We start from the raw sequence: 17,266 nt of genomic DNA on the forward strand, positions 1-17,266 counted from the left end.
AAGTCTAGGGCAAAGGGAGGTGGCTGAGGATCTCGTCGAATCGATCCTGGCACACGCTCGTTGGCACGACGATCTCCCGCTGCTTCGCGAGGAGCCTTTCCCTCTCAACGTCTTCCTCTGTCCAGTGCGTCACCCGCCGCAACAGCTCATACCCCGGGTGATGCTGGACTTCTCCATACTTGGCGTGAACATCGGGTACCCCGGCGGCTTGGGCCATTGCGATGTCCTTCATGAGGCTGTCCCCGATGTAGACCGTGTTCGATTTCTCGGTGTGAAGGTCTCTCACGATCCCCTCCAGTACGCCGACGTTTGGCTTCAGCACTCCTCGTTCCACGTGCCGGTGCTCGGTGGCTCTCAAGCCGTAGTACGTACTCGGACGAGATCGAAGATCTGTGGCCGAAACACCATCAGGCATGTGGTGATCAGGTGCCGAATAGAGCACGTCGATGATGCCGTCAAGTCCCGTCCGCCGAATCCTCCACTCCGTCCAATAGGCAAGAGACTCCGTGTAGGCAGCGATCCTGTAGCCGGACGAGCGGAGGGTTGTCAGCGTCTCGAGTACCCCTGGGTACAGTTTCGTGAGCCTTCGGCGCTCACTCCGGAGGGCCTCGAGCGCTCGGGGGAAGGATCGCCACGGTTCCTGAGTAGTAGCGACCTTCTGCAGAGAGGGCAGCTCATTCAGTAGGTTCGAGTACTCCGTGGTGTGGTACTTCCGATGAACCGTTCGAATCTCGTCCTCGAGGACTTCCTGCGGGATCCCGGTGGCCTGGACTAGTTCGAACAGCATCGCGGAAAAGGAGCCGTGCCAGGCCTCGAACCAATCCCACAAGGTGTTATCCAAGTCCGTCACAAGAAGCCTTGTGGCTCCCGGTCTCTGAGTCTGACGCGAGACTCCCACCTCAAGCCCCCTCGCATCCAGCGCTCGAGTTGCCATCATGGCCGTGGTCCGGCGAACTCCAAGGCATCACTCAGCACCAACGTGCCTCGGCCCTTGAGCCACCAGGGTCACGGTCAGGTCGTCGGCGGCTCCAGCAGGTTGGAACGCCTGATGCAGCCAGGCGGTGGTGTTGTCCATCACCGCAGCCTAGGGCTCAGGCGCAAGCAGTGCGGTGGAACCACAGGAGAACGGCTCCCGGGCAGCCTCGGCCGCGGCATGCCCCAGGGACCACTGCACACCCGCCTCGGGTGAGCGCTGAACCTGACCCTCCAACCCCAGCCCCACACCCCCGGATGTCCATTTGCCGGGCCCCAATCAGAACGCTGTTGTCCGTGCGCTAGCGTTCACACATGAAAGACGATGTCTCAACTTGGGGTCGTCTCGCAGTGTCTCGTAAGAGCACACATGCCAACCGCAAGATGGAGGGCAAGGGTGGCCGGTCCCCTTGAGTACGTCAGGGTCAAGCGAGCCCTCGACGTTGCGGTGTGCTCAGCCGCACTCGTCGTGCTGAGCCCCCTGCTGCTCGCCACCGCCATCGCGATCAAGCTGGATTCCCCAGGGCCGGTCCTGTTCCGCCAACAGCGGCTTGGCCTGAACGCACAAGAGTTCACCATCTACAAGCTGCGCACGATGAGCGTGGGCGCCGAGGCCGGCGGCGTCTACGAGGCCAAGCGTGACGCGCGTGTCACCACGCTGGGCCGGGTGCTTCGCCGCACCAGCATCGACGAGCTTCCGCAGTTGGTGAACATCATCAAGGGCGAGATGTCGATCATCGGCCCCCGCCCGACCCTCACCTACCACCCGTGGCCGCTGGAGGACTACACCAGCGAGCAGCGTCGCCGATTCGACGTGCGCCCCGGGGTCACCGGCTGGGCCCAGGTCAACGGACGCAAGACCGTCGACTGGCACCAGCGAATCAAGTTCGACGTCGAGTACGTCGATCACCTGTCAGCTGCCTTCGACCTGCGCATCTTCGTGCGTACCGTCAGGAAGGTCCTGGCGATGAGCGACAACGTCAACACCACTCGCACCGCGGCCCCCCTCCCGCAGACCGACAGCAATGCCTGAGACACCCGTCGAACTGTTTGTGAAGGAACTGCCATGTCCATGAACCTGATGTACATCACCCGTGACCCGGGGATTGCCAAGATCGCCCAGGCCAGTGGTGTCGACTGGATCTTCGTCGACCTCGAGATCATCGGCAAGCACGACCGGCAGGGCCACCTCGACACCGTGATCTCGGGCCACACCCTCGAAGATGTCCGTGCCGTGCGCGCGGTGCTCGACACGTCCAAGCTGCTGGTGCGGGTCAACCCGATTCACAGCAAGTCCCCCCGTGAGATCGATGACGTTATCGAGGCCGGCGCCGACATCGTCATGCTCCCGTTCTTCCACCACCGTCAGGAGGTGGCTGAGTTCGTCGAGGCTGTCGGCGGGCGCGCCAAGACCTGCCTGCTGCTCGAGACCCCCGGCGCGGTCGAGCACCTGGACGAGATTCTCACGGTGGAAGGTATCGACTACGTCCACATCGGTCTCAACGACCTGCACCTGGGCTACGGCCTGCCGTTCATGTTCGACTTGCTGGCCAATGGCACGGTGGAACACCTGATGCAGCGCCTCGCCCAGGCTGGGCTGCCCTGCGGATTCGGTGGAATCGCCCGCCTCGGTCACGGTGACCTGCCGGCTGAAGCCATCATTGCCGAGCACCATCGTATGGGGTCGTCGATGGCGATCCTGTCGCGCAGCTTCTGCATGGCGAATTCCGAGTCAGACCTCAAGCAGATCGAGGCGCTGTTCCTCCACGAGGTGGCCAGGATCCGTGCATACGAGGAGTTCCTCACCCAGCAGGACGAATGGTTCTTCGAAGACAACCGGATGACCGTGGGCCGCGTGGTCGGCGAGATCAGTGCCCGACGTGCTGCCGCTGCAGCGGCGAAGGTGGCGGTCGCCGGCCTGACCGGCGGCAATGAGGTGCCCGTGGGCTTTCCGCAGGCAGCCTTCAGCCGGATGCGGGTCAGTGTTGCTGATGCGATCTCGCGGCTGGTCACGGTTCCGGATGAGGCGACAGAGAGCGCATGAAGCTGCTGGTGACAGCTGCGCTCGGTGCCGACCAGGGCCAACTGGACGAGTTGAGGGCGCTCGGCCATGACGTCGTGTACGTCGCGGACGAGCAAGCCCCGCTCCCGGAGGGAGCAAGCGAGGCCGAGGGAATCGTCTGCAATGCGCTGTTCCTGCACCACGACCAGGCACAGTTCGCGAACCTCACGTTGGTTCAACTGACCAGCGCCGGCCTCGACCGGGCACCGGTGGCCGACCTGGAGGCCCGTGGGGTCACGGTGTTTAACGCCCGTGGGGTCTACAGTGTCCCGATTGCCGAGTGGGTGGTGATGCAGGTGCTGCAGATTGCCAAGCACGCCAGCTTCTTCCACCACAACCAGGCGGCGCGAAAGTGGGAGAAACAGCGCGACCTCACCGAACTGGCTGGGCGCACCGCTTGCATCGTCGGCTTCGGGGATGTCGGCCAGGAGGTCGCCAAGCGGCTGCGCGCCTTCGGCGTCCGGATCATCGGGGTGCGCCAGCACCCGGCGCCCTCGGCGCTTGCGGACGAAGTGGTCGGCCCGGAGGGGCTCGACGAGGCCCTCGCGTCGGCTGATTTCGTGGTGCTCACGGTTCCGTTGACGCCCAGCACACACCACCTGCTGAACGAGCGCAGGCTGGCCATGCTCAAGGACGACGCGATGCTCGTCAACGTGGCCCGCGGTGCGGTCATCGATGAGGAAGCGCTGGTGGCAGCTCTGGAAGCCGGCAGGTTCGCCGGGGTGGCGCTGGACGTGTTCGAACGCGAACCCCTGGACGCCGACAGCCCGCTGTGGGGGTTCGACCGCTGCCTGGTCACCCCGCACAACTCGTTCGTGTCAGACAGGAACGCGCGGCGGCTGTTCGCAGCCGTGCTGACGAACCTGACAAGTCGTCGCAGTGTGTGGGAGTGAACTGAGTATGCCCAAGAAGGCGCTGTTCACAGCGACGGTGCAGAGCCACATCGCCCAGTTCCATGAACCTGCGATCAGGCTCCTGCAGGAACACGGCTACGAGGTGCACGTGGCTGCGCGCGACAACCTGTCCCAGAAGAGTGGGCTGACGCTCACCGCTCCTGACCGGGTCTTCGACGTCCCCTTTGACCGTTCGCCGCTGTCGCTGAGCAACGTCCGGGCCTTCCAGCGACTCCGCGCGATCGTGCGCGACGGTGACTACGACCTCATCCACTGCAATACCCCGGTGGCAGGAATCGTTACCCGGTTGGTGGGTCGGAGGGCACGGGCCGCAGGAGCGAGGCTCGTCTACACAGCCCACGGCTTCCACTTCTATGACGGGGCGCCGCCACTGAACTGGCTGGTCTACTACCCCTTGGAGCGGATCTTCTCGAGGCTCACGGACGTGCTGGTCACGATCAACAAGCAAGACCACGCGCGGGCCACCAGGTTCGCTCCGGGTAGAGTCACGTACGTGCCTGGGGTGGGCGTCGACCTGCGGCGCTTCGGGGAGTCTCCTGCCCCCGGCGCCGCGCTGCGTCGCGAGTTCGGTCTTTCGGAGTCGGACTTCGTCGTCCTCTCAATCGGCGAACTGAACGAGAACAAGAACCACGCCACGGTGTTGAAAGCCGCGGCCCAGTGTGCCGTGCCGAAGCTGCATTACCTGATTTGCGGTAACGGCCCGAAGCGTCAAGAGCTGGCCGATCTGGTTGGTGAACTGGGCCTGGACGGGCGAGTGCAGTTTCTGGGCTACCGCAGAGACATTCCCCAGGTATTGGGCGTGGCCGACGTCTTCTGCTTGCCCTCGTTCCGCGAGGGACTGCCTTTGGCTCTGATGGAAGCAATGGCCGCGGGCAAACCGGTGGTCTGCTCGGGGATCCGGGGGAGTGTCGATCTGGTCGACCAAGGCCAGGGTGGCGTTGTGGTGGAGAGAGCCGATGATGTGGCCGGATTTGCCGAGGCCCTCGAAACGCTGGCATCGGAGGAGGTCGTACGGCGCGGCATGGCCGTTCATAATCGTGAGCGAGTTCGTGGCTTTTCCACCGACGCCGTGACGGCAGGGCTGATGGAGGTCTACGGGCTTGACGATGCGTCGGTGGGTGATGTCGCGTGAGTGCGCGTCGCCTGCAGTTGTCGACCCTCCCGTCGGGGGACCCCGCCGTCGTCGGATACCCGGTCATGGCGTCGCTGTTCGTGCTGGCGGCCACCCTGTCATTGAATGTCGCGCCGGCGGCGGTGGCACTGCTGGCGGTACTGACCGGGCTCGCCGTCTGGACCAACACCAAGGTTCTGGACGGCAGTAGGTACCTGCACTTGTTCGCGTTGATCTTGGCCGTGAAGCTCGGGCTGCTGGTGTACCAGGTCAACTTCAGGAATCTGCCCTTGAGCGGAGTGGACTGGAAATATTACCACAGATTCGGGTCACAAGTAGCACAAGAAGCAAATGGTGATGTCCTGCATATCCTCACAAACTCCGACTGGGATCTATTCACGCGGTTGACAGGCACGGTGTACTCGCTGTTCGGAGCTGATTCAGAACAGATGTACTTTTTCGTCTTCATCACCTCGTTGATGACCTTCCGGTTCATCTACGGTGCGGCCGAGATCCTGCTTCGGGACCGGCTGTCAGCGCAACGCGTCGCGCTGCTGTTCATGGCGTGGCCAAACGAGGTCGTACTGTCGGTCACGTTCCTCCGAGAAATGCCAATCCAGATGCTGGTCGCCGCGTCCCTCTACTGCTTCCTCCGCTTCTGGCGAGATCGACATCTGATCCACGTCGCTCTGGCGATTATTCTCTCGCTGGCCGCGACTCTGATGCACTCCGGGGTGATCGCGGTGCCGGTGGCATACGCCTACCTGGCTATCCGGGCCAAGAACCGCGGTGGCCTGCAGATCGTGCGCACCGCAGCTTTCGCCGTGACGATGTTCCTACTCCTCAGTTCCCCGGCAGCCGCCCCATTGCTCGCCAAGTTCGGTGACCTCAGCGATGTCGGCAGCATCTTGGATGACGCTCAAGGGAGTGCTGATGCAGCGGAAGCCACGACCTACTATCTGAACCCCGCCCTCGAGTCATGGGTGCAGCTACCCTACCGGTTCGTTATGTTTGCGTTGAGCCCGCTACCGTGGCAGGCGACCTCTCCCGGCACAGCGATCGCCGTGCTGGTCGAAGGGCTTCCTCGGTTGTTTATGGTGTACATGTTGGTAGCCTGCTACCGGCGATGCCGAACGGGAAAGCCGGGCACTGACACGCTGCTGTTCGGAGTCCTGGCCACGATTGTAGCCAGCTACGTGATCTTCTCCCTAGGTGTGAGTACCTACGGTACTGCGATGCGGCACCGCGCCAAGCTCTTCCCGCTCGAGATTATTCTGGTGTACGCGTCCCTCGCTGCCGGAAGACAGCGGTCGTACATCCGAAGTACCGGAGAACTTGAGCGCGATCATAGACACCCTAGTCAGAGGGGAGTACTGTGACACCCGACGTCAGCGTGATTGTTCCTGTCTACAACGTGGCTCCGTATCTAAGCGAATGTGTTATGAGTGTACTCCGACAGACACATCAGGACTTCGAGCTGCTCCTGGTCGACGACGGGTCCACCGACGGTTCTTCGGTGCTCTGCGACGCATTCGCACTGGATGACTCCCGTGTCCGCGTCCATCACCAGAAGAATACTGGGCTGTCCGGGGCGCGAAATGTGGGGCTTGGCTTCGCGAAGGGTGAGTTTGTGACATTCCTCGATGGAGACGACTGGCTGGACCGCCACACTCTCGCCGTGACCCTTCGCGCCGCGCGTAGGACACAGGCTGATGTCGTGCTTTGGCCATACGTGCGTGAGTATCAAGGAGGAGTCTCTATACCGAAACGACTGTTTGGTTTTAACGAACGCACATTTAGTCCCGAAGAATGCCGTCAACTGATCTGCCGGCGGATGGTCGGCCTGATGGGTGAAGAATTGTCGATCCCAGAGAATGCGGATGCGTTGGTAACTGCCTGCGCAAAACTATACCGCCGACAGGTCATGGAGGATCACTCGGTCAGGTTCGTTGACACGGCCCTGATCGGTACCGAGGACGCTTTTTTCAATCTGCAGGTGTTCACACATGTTTCAAGCTCCGTCTATTTAAACCAGTTCATGTACCACTATCGGCGCGATAACACGACGTCCTCAACCACACGGTACAGACCGGACCTTCAGCGCCAATGGGGAGAGCTCCATCGGTTGATGAGAAGTCACATCGCGGAGCACGCGTTGGGCGAGTCCTTCGAGCAGGCGCTCAGGAATCGTGTTGCATTCAGTGTCATCGGTCTGGGGCTGAACGCGCTGAGCGCGGGTCTCAGCCGAAGAGCATTTATACGACAGGTGGACGCTATCCTTAGTGACCCAGACTACCGTCAGGCGGTGAAGACCTTGCCCTTGCGACCACTGCCAACGCCCTGGCGCCTATTCTTTACCGCGGCGAAGTATCGTCAGGCTGGAGTCGTCGGAGCAATGTTGTGGACCATGAATGCGCTGCGGGCCAGGAGGAATCGTGGAAACTCACACTGAGGCTCCGACGGTGAGCGTGATCATCCCGATCTACAACGTTGAACGCTATCTAGTGCAGTGCGTCGAGAGTGTGCTTGCTCAGACGATCCGCAACATCGAGGTTATCTTGGTGGACGATGGCTCGCCTGACGCCTGTCCGCAGATCGCAGACGACTTCGCTGCGCGGGACTTGCGCGTCACCGTGATACACCAGGAGAACCAAGGGCTATCGGGCGCTCGCAACGCCGGCTTGCACCGTGCCACTGGCAGGCTTGTCGTCTTCCTCGACTCCGACGACTACTGGGAGGGCGAGCGGAGTCTGGAGATTTGTGTTCAAGCGTTCGATGAGCGCCCTGAACTGGATGTTCTCTTCTTTGACGCAATGAGGTACTACGAAGCGACCGATGAGCGCGTCTTTGGCGACGTGGAGTGGGACCGCGACAGGGTCGCGGGGACCTCGGAAACAGAGATTTTGCGGTACATGGTTGAGTGTGGCGATGTGCGACCCAGTGCTTGCACGAAGTTGATCAGACGGCAGTTTCTCATCGATCACGAGCTCGACTTCAAGCTGGGGATCTTTTCCGAGGACGTGGAGTGGTTCCTGCGCCTCATCACCTGCCGAGCAACTTTTGATTATATCCCGCTTCCCTTCTATATGTACCGGAAGAACAGGAGCGGATCCATCACCGATAATATTGGGGCAGAGAATGTAAGACACGTTGTTGATACCGTTCTCGAAGCATCTCGCCGTGTTCTCGACTCGGGTCGCCCCCAAGACTACGTGAGAGACTACCTGAGCTACTGCTGTTACCAATACACGATCGCGCTAGCATTTTATGGAGGGCTGGATCGAGCGGTTCGCCGGCAGGTGCGACCGGTGGTGCGGGAGGGTCGATTCTTGCTCCCTTTTGATACGTACCGGAACGGTCGTACCATTGGACTGCTGGCCAGGATCATCGGACTTGAGGCGACCGCACGGCTCTTGCATGCTTTCCTTGCGCTGAGGGCTCATCGGAATCGAGGTCGTTAAGAGTGCGGGGCTTCCAGTGGCCAGCACCTCAGCACAATCCATGCCCCGAGATGGCCGAGGGTAGCTAAATGGCTTCTCGAACCACCAACTCTTTGCGGAATTTGCGATATGGGTTGGCTGGCCAGTTTCTGAGCCTCATCGTTGGATTCGTTGCGCGATCAGTCTTCGTACACACGCTTTCGGCCGAGTACCTTGGCATAAACGGCCTGTTTGCGAATATTCTCACGGTCCTCTCTGTGGCTGAGTTGGGTATCGGCTCCGCAATTGTGTACAGCATGTATCAACCGCTTGCACAGCGCGACGAAGGTAGACTGCTGTCTTTGATGGGCGTCTACCGAAAGGCCTACATCGCCATTGGAGTTGCCGTGGCGTTCGCGGGGACACTAATACTGCCATTCCTCCCGTTGATCGTTCGCGAGATGCCGAGCATCCCAAACTTGCAAGCAATCTATCTGCTGTTCGTTGCGAACTCTTCTATTACATACTTCTTTTCCTACAAGCGCGCCTTCCTGATCGCAGATCAGAAGCGGTACATCACCTCGATCTACAGATATGGGTTCTTCCTGGCGTTGAATGCAGTCCAAATCTTCATTCTGGTTGCATTCGGTGACTACCTGCTATTCTTGCTCGCCCAGGTCGCTTTCACCTTCGCCGAGAATGTTGCGGTCTCGCGACGCGTGGATAGGATGTATCCGTTCTTGCGTGCAAGGCCTGCCCCCCCACTGAGCAGTAGTGACCGGCAAACTATCATTCAAAATGTGAAAGCCCTCGTACTCCTGCGTGTCTCCGGGGCTGTTCGCGGTGGGATTGATAGCGTTTTGATCTCTGCGCTCGCGGGTGTTGTCGCTGTCGGTATCTACTCCAACTACTTGCTGATCACCAGCGCATTAAGCGTAGTGTTCGGAGTAGCCTTCAGTTCCGTAACCGCGAGTGTGGGGAATCTCAATGCCCTCGGTCCGGTGCAGAAAAGAATGGAAACGTTTCGCGCGGTCGACACCGCTGTCTATCTCGCTCACAGCTCTGCCGCGGTCTCCCTGTTTGTTCTGTTCAATCCCTTCATTGCACTCTGGCTCGGCAGGGAGTACCTATTCGACGAAACGGTGGTTGCAGCGATTGTGATCAACTTTTATCTTGTGGGTATGCGTAACAGCCTCTGGGTGTTCAAGGATGCAATGGGGTTGTACTGGAAGGATCGCTTCAGGCCCTTGCCGGAGCTGTTTGTGGGTCTCTTGGGATCGGTGTTCCTGGGGCAGCACTTTGGAGTACTTGGCGTTCTTGGTGGGGGCATACTCAGCTTGCTGTTGGTGTCTCTCCCACTTGAGCCATTGGTTCTTTTTCGGTACGGACTTGAATCACCTGTTCGTCCCTATTACCTCGAGTACCTCATGCGCCTACTGCTCACTTTGTTGGCTGGCTCGCTCACCTGGGCGCTCTCCCGACAAGTCTCCGCTCAAGGCTGGAGTGGATTCATTGTTTCCGTTCTGGCGTGTCTGTTGATTCCGAACTTGCTAAATGTTTCTGTGTTCTGGCGCAGTGTTGGATTTCGGCGCTTGCTGTCCCTGGTGTCCCAATCGTGACGGCGTCGAACTTCATTCTTGTGTGGTGCGGCTGTGCATGTCCCCAATGTTCTCGTAGATGGGTGGTAGATTGTGAAGTCAGAATGCGTTCAAGAGGTGTTGGCCAGTCTTTCCGACTCGTATGCGCCAATTCAGTACGTAATGCTGGGTGGTAACGCGGGTGATGCACTGATCAACCTTGGGTTCTTTGACCTTGCTGATAGTATGGCTTTGCCATTTGAGATTGTCGCGGCCAATGAAGTGCGTGATGGAGCCTGTGTTGTTGTGAGTGGCAGTGGGGGACTAGTGCCGGCGCAGGGTATCGGTGGCGCGGTGGCTGTTCTCAGTCAGCTTCACTCGCGTGCGGAGCAGCTTGTAGTTCTTCCATCTAGCATCCGTGGAAACGAGGCGCTCCTTCGGCAACTGGGTGAGAATGTGACTCTGTTTGCTCGTGAGACTCCTTCTTATCAACATGCGCTGGCGAACGCCACTGGCGGTGCGACGGTTCTTGCAGACCACGATATGGCATTCAACCTTGATGTCCGATCGCTGTTGGAGGGCGGGCGCATCAGGCCTCCGCGTCTCCGGCGGCCAAAGGATGCTGCGAGACTGGCTCTCTACGGGGTTGCAGCGGTGCGTTCGCTACTGTTCGACGAAATTGACGTCATGCGGATCGACAACGAGCGGTCAAGCGTGCGCCGACCCTGGCGGTTGTACAATGACCTGTCGGCGATCGCGGCCTATCGCAATGGTGATCGCACGAATGATGAAAATACGGGTCGAATGCTTCTTGCCGTACTGGATCAGTACAGTCTTGTCAGAACGGACCGACTCCATGTCGGAATCGGGGCGCATCTACTCGGAAAGCGCGTGGTGCTCTCAGATAATTCCTATGGCAAGCTGAGTGGAGTTTACGACTTCTCGCTATCGAGTGAGCCTGATGTGATATTCCAATCGGGGTAGTAGCTCGTCGGGATTCATATGGAGACCTTGCTCGACGGCCAGAATGGTACGGGTCGCGAGTAGCCGCCGCATGCGTTAAGGGCTCCTCGCGCTGCGTCCTGCTGGGGCGGCGGGACGGCCTTGTCAGGGCGTTAAGGTGATCCGAAGCACGCACGGCCATGAGTATGGGACTTCCCAGTGGAGCAGGCGGGCGCCAGGGCGCCTTTTCCCAAAGGCGTCATCTTCGGCGGGAGCCACCAGGACCGGGTCGGACACACCCACCACATGACCACCCGAGGCCCTGCAGGCTGGCAGGTCGCACTGCAGCGTCCCCGGGCAACTACGTCAACCGGTCCGAGAGATCCTCCGGCCGGTGTTCGGGGCGCAATCGTCGCACATGCCTACCGAACGTGCTTATCGACTCCTCCCAGCCGACCCGTTTAGCGATCTCAGTGTCCGGCGTGCTAGGACTGGCTCTCAGCCACTGCCGAACCGCCGGATCAAACGACATGCACGACCTTGGTGAGTATTTGACGCTGTGGGAGCCGGGGGTTCGTGCGGTCCAGCGCCAGCGTTGGTGCGGGTGAGCGCCGGTGGTGGCGTGGTTGGGAGCCACCACCGGCGCTGACCCTGCGGGGTTAGGTCTGCGCGGCGGTGTGTTCGCGCATGTTGTAGGTGCCGGTTTCGATCCAGATGGTGTTGTGGACGATGCGGTCCATGATGGCGTCGGCGTGGACGCCGGCGCCGAGGCGCTGGTGCCAGTCCTTCTGCTGGTATTGAGTATTTGACGCTGTGGGAGCCGGGGGTTCGTGCGGTCCAGCGCCAGCGTTGGTGCGGGTGAGCGCCGGTGGTGGCGTGGTTGGGAGCCACCACCGGCGCTGACCCTGCGGGGTTAGGTCTGCGCGGCGGTGTGTTCGCGCATGTTGTAGGTGCCGGTTTCGATCCAGATGGTGTTGTGGACGATGCGGTCCATGATGGCGTCGGCGTGGACGCCGGCGCCGAGGCGCTGGTGCCAGTCCTTCTGCTGGTATTGGGTGCAGAACACCGTGGAGGTTTCGCCGTAGCGGCGTTCCATCAGTTCCAGCAGCATCCCGCGCATCGATTCGGTGGGGCGGTCCAGGAGCCATTCATCGATCACCAGCAGCGTGAAGGCTGCGTATTTGCGGAGGAACTTCCCGGCTCCGCCGGTCTGTTCCTGGGCCGCGGTCCAGGCCTCCTCGAGGTCGGGCATCCGGATGTAGTGGGCCCGGATCCGGTGCTCGCAGGCCCGTTTCGCCAAGGTGCATCCCAGATACGACTTCCCGGATCCGGTGAAGCCTTGGAACACGACGTTCTGTTGGCGGGTGACGAACTGGCAGGAGCCCAGGTGGGACAGCAGGCTCTGGTCCAGGCCACGTTCCTCGAGCAGGTCGATCCGGCGCAGGTCAGCGTTCGGATAACGCAAACCGGCGCGTCGGATCAGGCCGGTGACCTTGGAGTGGGTGAATGATGAGTAGGCCTCATCGACAGCCAGCCGGAATCTGTCCTCGAACGGCATCCCCGCCGAGACCACGGGGTCTTGGGTGTCGATCGCGGTCAGCAGGTCGGTGGCGTTCATCTCACGCAGCTTGCGTTTGGTCTCGACGTCCAGCAGTGAGGCACTCATCGGGTCCCTCCTGCGTAGTAGTCGCTGCCGCGGACATAGCCGCCAACCTCGTCGGCGGCGGTCTCGACGCTCTGGCCGGTCTTGTCCTGCCCGGTGTCGAGGATCGGCCTCAGATGGGCATAGCGGATGTTGCGCACCGGTCCCCGCAGCGCCAGCTGGCAGGCTGCCTCCACCCTGGCCGGAGAGAACCGTCTCGTGAGGCGCAGGATCGCCAGCGCCGGGTCATGGGCCTGCTCGGCGATGGGGACCGACTCGAACACCCGGTCAGTCACCGCCCTCGTGGCGGGCCCCACCCGGTCCGCCCAGGCGTCGATGCGTGCCCGGTCCCACGGCTGCCAACCCCGGCCCTCGGGCAAGTCAGCATCGTTGGTGCGGTACTTGTTCGACGTGCCAGAGGGCAACAGCAAGTGAGTGGCCAGGCGTTCATCACCGCGGTAGATCTCGATCATCGACTGCGTGAGGCGCAGGTCGACCTTCGCCCCGATGTGGGCGAACGGGACCGAGTAGTAGTTCTTCGACCAGACGACGTGGCCGTTGCGGCCGACCTTGCGGCCATAGACCCACTGGCTGATCTCGAACGGCGCCGCCGGCAGCGCCCCGAGCAGCGGCCGCTCCTCAGAGACGAAGACGCTGCGGCGGGAACCCTCCCGCTTCTGGAACGGTGTGGTGTTGTAGGCGTCCACGCGTTCCCGGACCCGGGCCTGCAACCCAGACAAGGTGGTGAACGTCTCGCTCCGCAACCCCGCGATCACCCACGTCGCCACGTGCGCCACCGTGTTCTCGACACTGGCCTTGTCCTTGGGGTGCCTGACCCGGCCCGGCAGCACCGCCGCCGAGTAGTGCCCAGCCAGCTCCCGGTAGGCGTCGTTGAGGACGACCTCCCCCTCACGCGGCTGGGAGATCACACCGGTCTTCAAGTTGTCCGGCACGATCCTGGGGACCGTGCCGCCGAAGAACTCGAACATCGCCACGTGCGCCCGCAACCACGCTTCCTGCCGCATGTCCAACGAGGCCTGCACGAACGCCAACCTGCTGAACGGCAGACACGCCACGAACAAATACACCTTCGACACCTCACCGGTGGTTGGATCCAGCAGCTCCATCGTCGGCCCTGACCAGTCGACCTCGACACTGCGGCCAGCCTTGTGACCCACCCTCGACGAAGCACCCAGCACGGCCGCGTAGTCGGCATACAACCGGCAGAACCGGTCGTAACTCATCACCGGCTGCCGATCCCCCACCGCCGCATCCTGATACTCCTGATGAAGCAGCCGAAGCGTCACCCCGACCCGGGCGAGTTCCCGATGCACCCGCCCCCAATCCGGCTGGGCAAAGACGCTCTCCCGGACACCGCGGCCCGGGAACAACACCTCATAGACCTGCCCATCAGACATCCCCTCCGCCCGATCCCAACCCAACCCGGCCCCTTCGGCAGCGTCGATGACCGCCTGCACGCTGTGCCTGGACATGCCCTGCCCGGCAGCAATCGCTCTGCCCGACAGCCCTTGCGAACGAAGCTGCAACACCAACTTCGCCTTGATCCTGCGTACCATTACCGGTACTCCTTCCCGCCCACGTGGCCCTCACATAGGCGGGAAGGAGCCTAGAAGCAGGTGGCGCTCAACCACACCAACCCCGGCGCTCAACCACACGATTCGGCACCCGGGCCGGTGGCGCCCAACCGCACCACACCCGGCCCCCAGGACCGCCAATACTCACTTGGCACCGCTGGCCGCTCGCACTTCGGCGCATGATGCGACGCGACCGCCCGAGTCACCGTCGACCGCCCGCTACCCAAGTCCCGAGCAGCCTGACGCTGCGGCACACCATCGGCCACCAGCCCACACGACAAAGCCAAAATGGTCCTTTGAGCGGTCGATGGTCCGGTAGAAGGTCAGGATGGAGTGTTGCGGATCATGAGTGTTTGATTTCAGGACCACGCCCTCCCGCCCGGAAGGATCGAGTTGATCGTGAACAGCACGTTCAGCGCAAACGCCCGGAACCGGGTCTCCTTCAGGTTCACCACACGGATCCCCATGTCCGAGAGTTCCGGGTTCAGGTAGCGCTTGATGTCCAGGTGGTGCTGGTCGGAGATCCGCTTTTCCAGCGGCACCTTGAACATCAAGTCCAGGAACCGGCGGTTGTTGTAGATGATTGTGATGTCGAAGCAGAACTTCATCTCGCTGATGTTCAGGCCGCCCCAGCTGCCCCACGTGACCTCGTTGAAGTGCAGGTCCGCCGGTGGATACTGCCGGGGCACCGCAGCGTACTCGAACTCGTCGATGTACTCCGCGAAGACCTGGTCGATCTCGTGGGCCAAGCCTCGGTTGAGGATGAAAATCTTGTACAGGTTCCTGAACAGCTTTGCCGAGAGCGCCGGCATGGTGCGACGCCCGTAGTGCTTGTACCAGTAGGCTCGGATCGTCTCCGACACCCAACTCTTGATTTCTACCTCGGCCGGGCAGTCTGCTTCCAGGGCAACCCGTTTGCGCAACTCATTGTCGTTCTCCAAGGCCACGTATCCGTTGTTGTGTCGGATGATCGCAGCCTTCTCGTCAAATCGGTCCAACCCACTTGTGTCCTCGGGGATTCGAAAGACTCGCCATGGCACGCCGAAGCGCCGCGCGATCTTCTCAGCCGCTTCGCAGTCAGGCACCTCCTTGGGTGCGGACAGGTAACTGAATGCGCGTACCTTGTCATACACCCCATTCGCGGCCGCAAAAGTGGTGTTGCTGTCGATTCCGCCGGTGAGCGAGATCCAGGGTTCTGGCCACTTGCGGGTGACTAGTTCCATGTTGCTCTGCAGGATTTTGGCCGCTTCCGCGATGATGTCCTCGTACTCCGAGCGACTGGCAACCTCCGCCAGCTCTTTGATCGGGTAGAAGCGTCGATGTTCCGTGGTGCCATCTGTGAAACTCGTGACGTACGCGTGGTTGGGCACCACTCGTTTCAGCTCCGAGAAAGGGGTGAGGGCAGCTGGAAGGTAGCCCCCCATCACCCGCCGGTACCACTTGTACTCGATCAGGCGAGTAACGAAGGCGTCCATCTGCAGGCCATGCAGGTCGGCCACCATCTGCGGATGCGATGCGAGGTGGAAATGCCCATCGACCAGCCCGTGGCAGGCGGATTGCATGCCTGCAGGGTCCACGAGGAACGTGAGCTGGGAGTCCTCGATGATTCCTAGAAGGAAGATCCCTGTCAGTTGGTCCACGTGGTCGTAGAAGTCGTCCGTGCCGTAGTGCTCCAGAAGCGGTTCCAGCAGCTGTTGTTCATCGGTCTGCATGGTGAAGGGGTTGTAGGCGTGACCCAACAGGAAGCAGGTCCTGTGCGAGTCGCTCACGAAGTGGAAGCCCGTGAGGGGGTGGGCCCAGACGTGCACTCCGTTGAGTTCGGTGTGCTTCCACGCCCCAAAGAAGGGGAAGCCTTCGGGCGAGATGCCTGGGTGACTGGTGACCAGGAATCCGCGGATGTAGAGGAAGTGCCTGAGATCCGGGTGCTGTTCCAGCAAAGCCTCGATCGACATGGTGTTCCGCCTGCCTGAGATGAAGTTTCGGTGAAAGGTTATCGTGCCGCTCTCGATTGCTCACAAGCGGTCCAGACCTGCGGCGGACGGGGTGCCTTCGTGGCCGCGGCGGGCCAACTTAGGTGCGCCCGACAAGCGCGGTCAGCGCCCGGTGCTGTTGCCCCCCGATCGCCTCGGTGCGTACGTGGGCGGCGCCCAGGCCCGGGCTGATCAGTACGTGATCCAGTCCGATCAGCGGCGGGTACCAAGCGCCCGCGGGGAACGTGGGTGCCCAGCCCGAACCGGCCACCGCTGCCGCGTCGCGCAGTCCGGTATCAGCGAGCAGGTCCCGCAGCGGTGCGTGTTCTCGCACGGCATTGAAGTCCCCAGCAGCCACCAGGGCGCGACCTTGGTGCGCGGTGATCGCGGCGGTCAGGTGTTCGAAGCCGTCCAGCCACGGGCCAACCCCCTTGCTGGGGGTCGGCAGGTCCACCGGCAGCAACACGAGCGGCCCATTGGGGCCGGAGACCTCGACGACAGGCTGCACCTCACCAGCGCCGGACAGCACCCGAATCGGTGTCCGGGAGAAGACGAGTGTGCCGCATTCGGGCAGATCGGGCATGGGGTGGAAGGACTTGTGGGGCAGGATCTGCTGCCATGCCCTGCTCAGGGTTTCGCCTCGGACCGCGTACATGCCCTGCAGCACTGCGACGTCCGGGGTGACGCGCTCGGTCAGCGATGCCAGGTCGTCCAGGCCACGGCTGTCGCACCGCATGTTCATGGTCATCAGCGTCATTGCCGTCCCGCTGGTCTGGGGCGCTGTTGCCGGCCAGTACGGCCGTGTCCAGGCCACCTGCAGCACCAACCCGGCAACTGCCACCACAGCGACCGGCCGCAGCCACCTGGTGGGGCAGGTCGCCAGCAGCAGCGCCGCACCGGCGAAGGCGGGCATGCCGTAGGGGATAAAGGCCGCCGCCATCACGGTGTGGCGATTCACCAACTGCAGCGACGGGAAGAGGAAAAGCATTGCAGCGATGATGCCCAGGACCATCAGCGCCGCCGCAATCACCAGCCACGCCAAGGTCAGCAGGCGCCGACTCG

General features: G+C 61.7%; 15 protein-coding genes. 10 read left to right on the top strand and 5 right to left on the bottom strand.

Annotated elements, in window-relative coordinates; translation table 11 throughout:
• Positions 1–4: 4 nt before the first annotated feature.
• Positions 5–937, bottom strand: a complete 933-nt coding sequence (locus tag ACQE3C_RS04965; RefSeq protein ID WP_434538069.1) for an HAD family hydrolase — start codon at positions 935–937, stop codon at positions 5–7.
• 432 nt (positions 938–1,369) lie between these two features.
• Here ACQE3C_RS04965 and ACQE3C_RS04970 point away from each other — a divergent pair, with 432 nt between their 5' ends.
• The 10 genes from ACQE3C_RS04970 to ACQE3C_RS05015 all read left to right on the top strand — a co-directional run bounded on the left by ACQE3C_RS04970 (position 1,370) and on the right by ACQE3C_RS05015 (position 11,806).
• A complete protein-coding gene (locus tag ACQE3C_RS04970) occupies positions 1,370–2,005 on the top strand; it encodes a sugar transferase (protein WP_434538070.1) in 636 nt (211 codons plus the stop codon).
• 33 nt (positions 2,006–2,038) lie between these two features.
• Positions 2,039–3,016, top strand: a complete 978-nt coding sequence (locus ACQE3C_RS04975) for an aldolase/citrate lyase family protein (RefSeq protein WP_434538071.1) — start codon at positions 2,039–2,041, stop codon at positions 3,014–3,016.
• Positions 3,013–3,927, top strand: coding sequence for a D-2-hydroxyacid dehydrogenase (locus ACQE3C_RS04980; RefSeq protein WP_434538072.1), 915 nt, complete (start codon positions 3,013–3,015; stop codon positions 3,925–3,927). The genes ACQE3C_RS04975 and ACQE3C_RS04980 overlap by 4 nt, the downstream gene beginning before the upstream one ends.
• 7 nt (positions 3,928–3,934) lie before the next feature.
• Positions 3,935–5,080 (top strand): glycosyltransferase family 4 protein, encoded by a 1,146-nt coding sequence (locus ACQE3C_RS04985; protein WP_434538073.1) that lies wholly within the window; start codon positions 3,935–3,937, stop codon positions 5,078–5,080.
• 65 nt (positions 5,081–5,145) lie between these two features.
• The gene (locus ACQE3C_RS04990; protein ID WP_434538074.1) at positions 5,146–6,438 is read left to right on the top strand and encodes a glycosyltransferase family 39 protein; all 1,293 of its coding nucleotides are present in this window, start codon (positions 5,146–5,148) and stop codon (positions 6,436–6,438) included.
• Positions 6,435–7,511 carry a glycosyltransferase family 2 protein gene (locus ACQE3C_RS04995; protein ID WP_434538075.1) on the top strand — a complete coding sequence of 359 codons (1,077 nt, stop codon included), beginning with the start codon at positions 6,435–6,437 and terminating at the stop codon, positions 7,509–7,511. Before ACQE3C_RS04990 ends, ACQE3C_RS04995 begins: the two co-directional genes overlap by 4 nt.
• Before the next feature lie 10 nt (positions 7,512–7,521).
• Positions 7,522–8,520 carry a glycosyltransferase family 2 protein gene (locus ACQE3C_RS05000; RefSeq protein ID WP_434538076.1) on the top strand — a complete coding sequence of 333 codons (999 nt, stop codon included), beginning with the start codon at positions 7,522–7,524 and terminating at the stop codon, positions 8,518–8,520.
• Between the two features lie 68 nt (positions 8,521–8,588).
• The gene (locus ACQE3C_RS05005; protein WP_434538077.1) at positions 8,589–10,097 is read left to right on the top strand and encodes a lipopolysaccharide biosynthesis protein; all 1,509 of its coding nucleotides are present in this window, start codon (positions 8,589–8,591) and stop codon (positions 10,095–10,097) included.
• A 96-nt stretch (positions 10,098–10,193) separates the two neighbouring features.
• The gene (locus ACQE3C_RS05010) at positions 10,194–11,039 is read left to right on the top strand and encodes a hypothetical protein (protein WP_434538078.1); all 846 of its coding nucleotides are present in this window, start codon (positions 10,194–10,196) and stop codon (positions 11,037–11,039) included.
• Positions 11,040–11,623: 584 nt separating this feature from the next.
• Positions 11,624–11,806, top strand: a complete 183-nt coding sequence (locus tag ACQE3C_RS05015) for a hypothetical protein (protein ID WP_434538079.1) — start codon at positions 11,624–11,626, stop codon at positions 11,804–11,806.
• A gap of 104 nt (positions 11,807–11,910) precedes the next feature.
• Here the strand turns inward: ACQE3C_RS05015 and ACQE3C_RS05020 are convergent, their stop codons facing one another.
• The 4 genes from ACQE3C_RS05020 to ACQE3C_RS05035 all read right to left on the bottom strand — a co-directional run bounded on the left by ACQE3C_RS05020 (position 11,911) and on the right by ACQE3C_RS05035 (position 17,246).
• Positions 11,911–12,663: an ATP-binding protein gene (locus tag ACQE3C_RS05020; RefSeq protein WP_434538080.1), complete on the bottom strand. Its 753-nt coding sequence runs from the start codon at positions 12,661–12,663 to the stop codon at positions 11,911–11,913.
• Positions 12,660–14,216, bottom strand: a complete 1,557-nt coding sequence (istA, locus tag ACQE3C_RS05025; protein ID WP_434538081.1) for an IS21 family transposase — start codon at positions 14,214–14,216, stop codon at positions 12,660–12,662. The genes ACQE3C_RS05020 and istA overlap by 4 nt, the downstream gene beginning before the upstream one ends.
• A 377-nt stretch (positions 14,217–14,593) precedes the next feature.
• Positions 14,594–16,186 (bottom strand): hypothetical protein, encoded by a 1,593-nt coding sequence (locus ACQE3C_RS05030; protein WP_434538082.1) that lies wholly within the window; start codon positions 16,184–16,186, stop codon positions 14,594–14,596.
• Between the two features lie 118 nt (positions 16,187–16,304).
• Positions 16,305–17,246, bottom strand: a complete 942-nt coding sequence (locus ACQE3C_RS05035; RefSeq protein WP_434538083.1) for an endonuclease/exonuclease/phosphatase family protein — start codon at positions 17,244–17,246, stop codon at positions 16,305–16,307.
• Positions 17,247–17,266 lie beyond the last annotated feature (20 nt).

It is taken from the genome of Aestuariimicrobium sp. Y1814 (assembly GCF_050113895.1).
Lineage (GTDB): Bacteria > Actinomycetota > Actinomycetes > Propionibacteriales > Propionibacteriaceae > Aestuariimicrobium.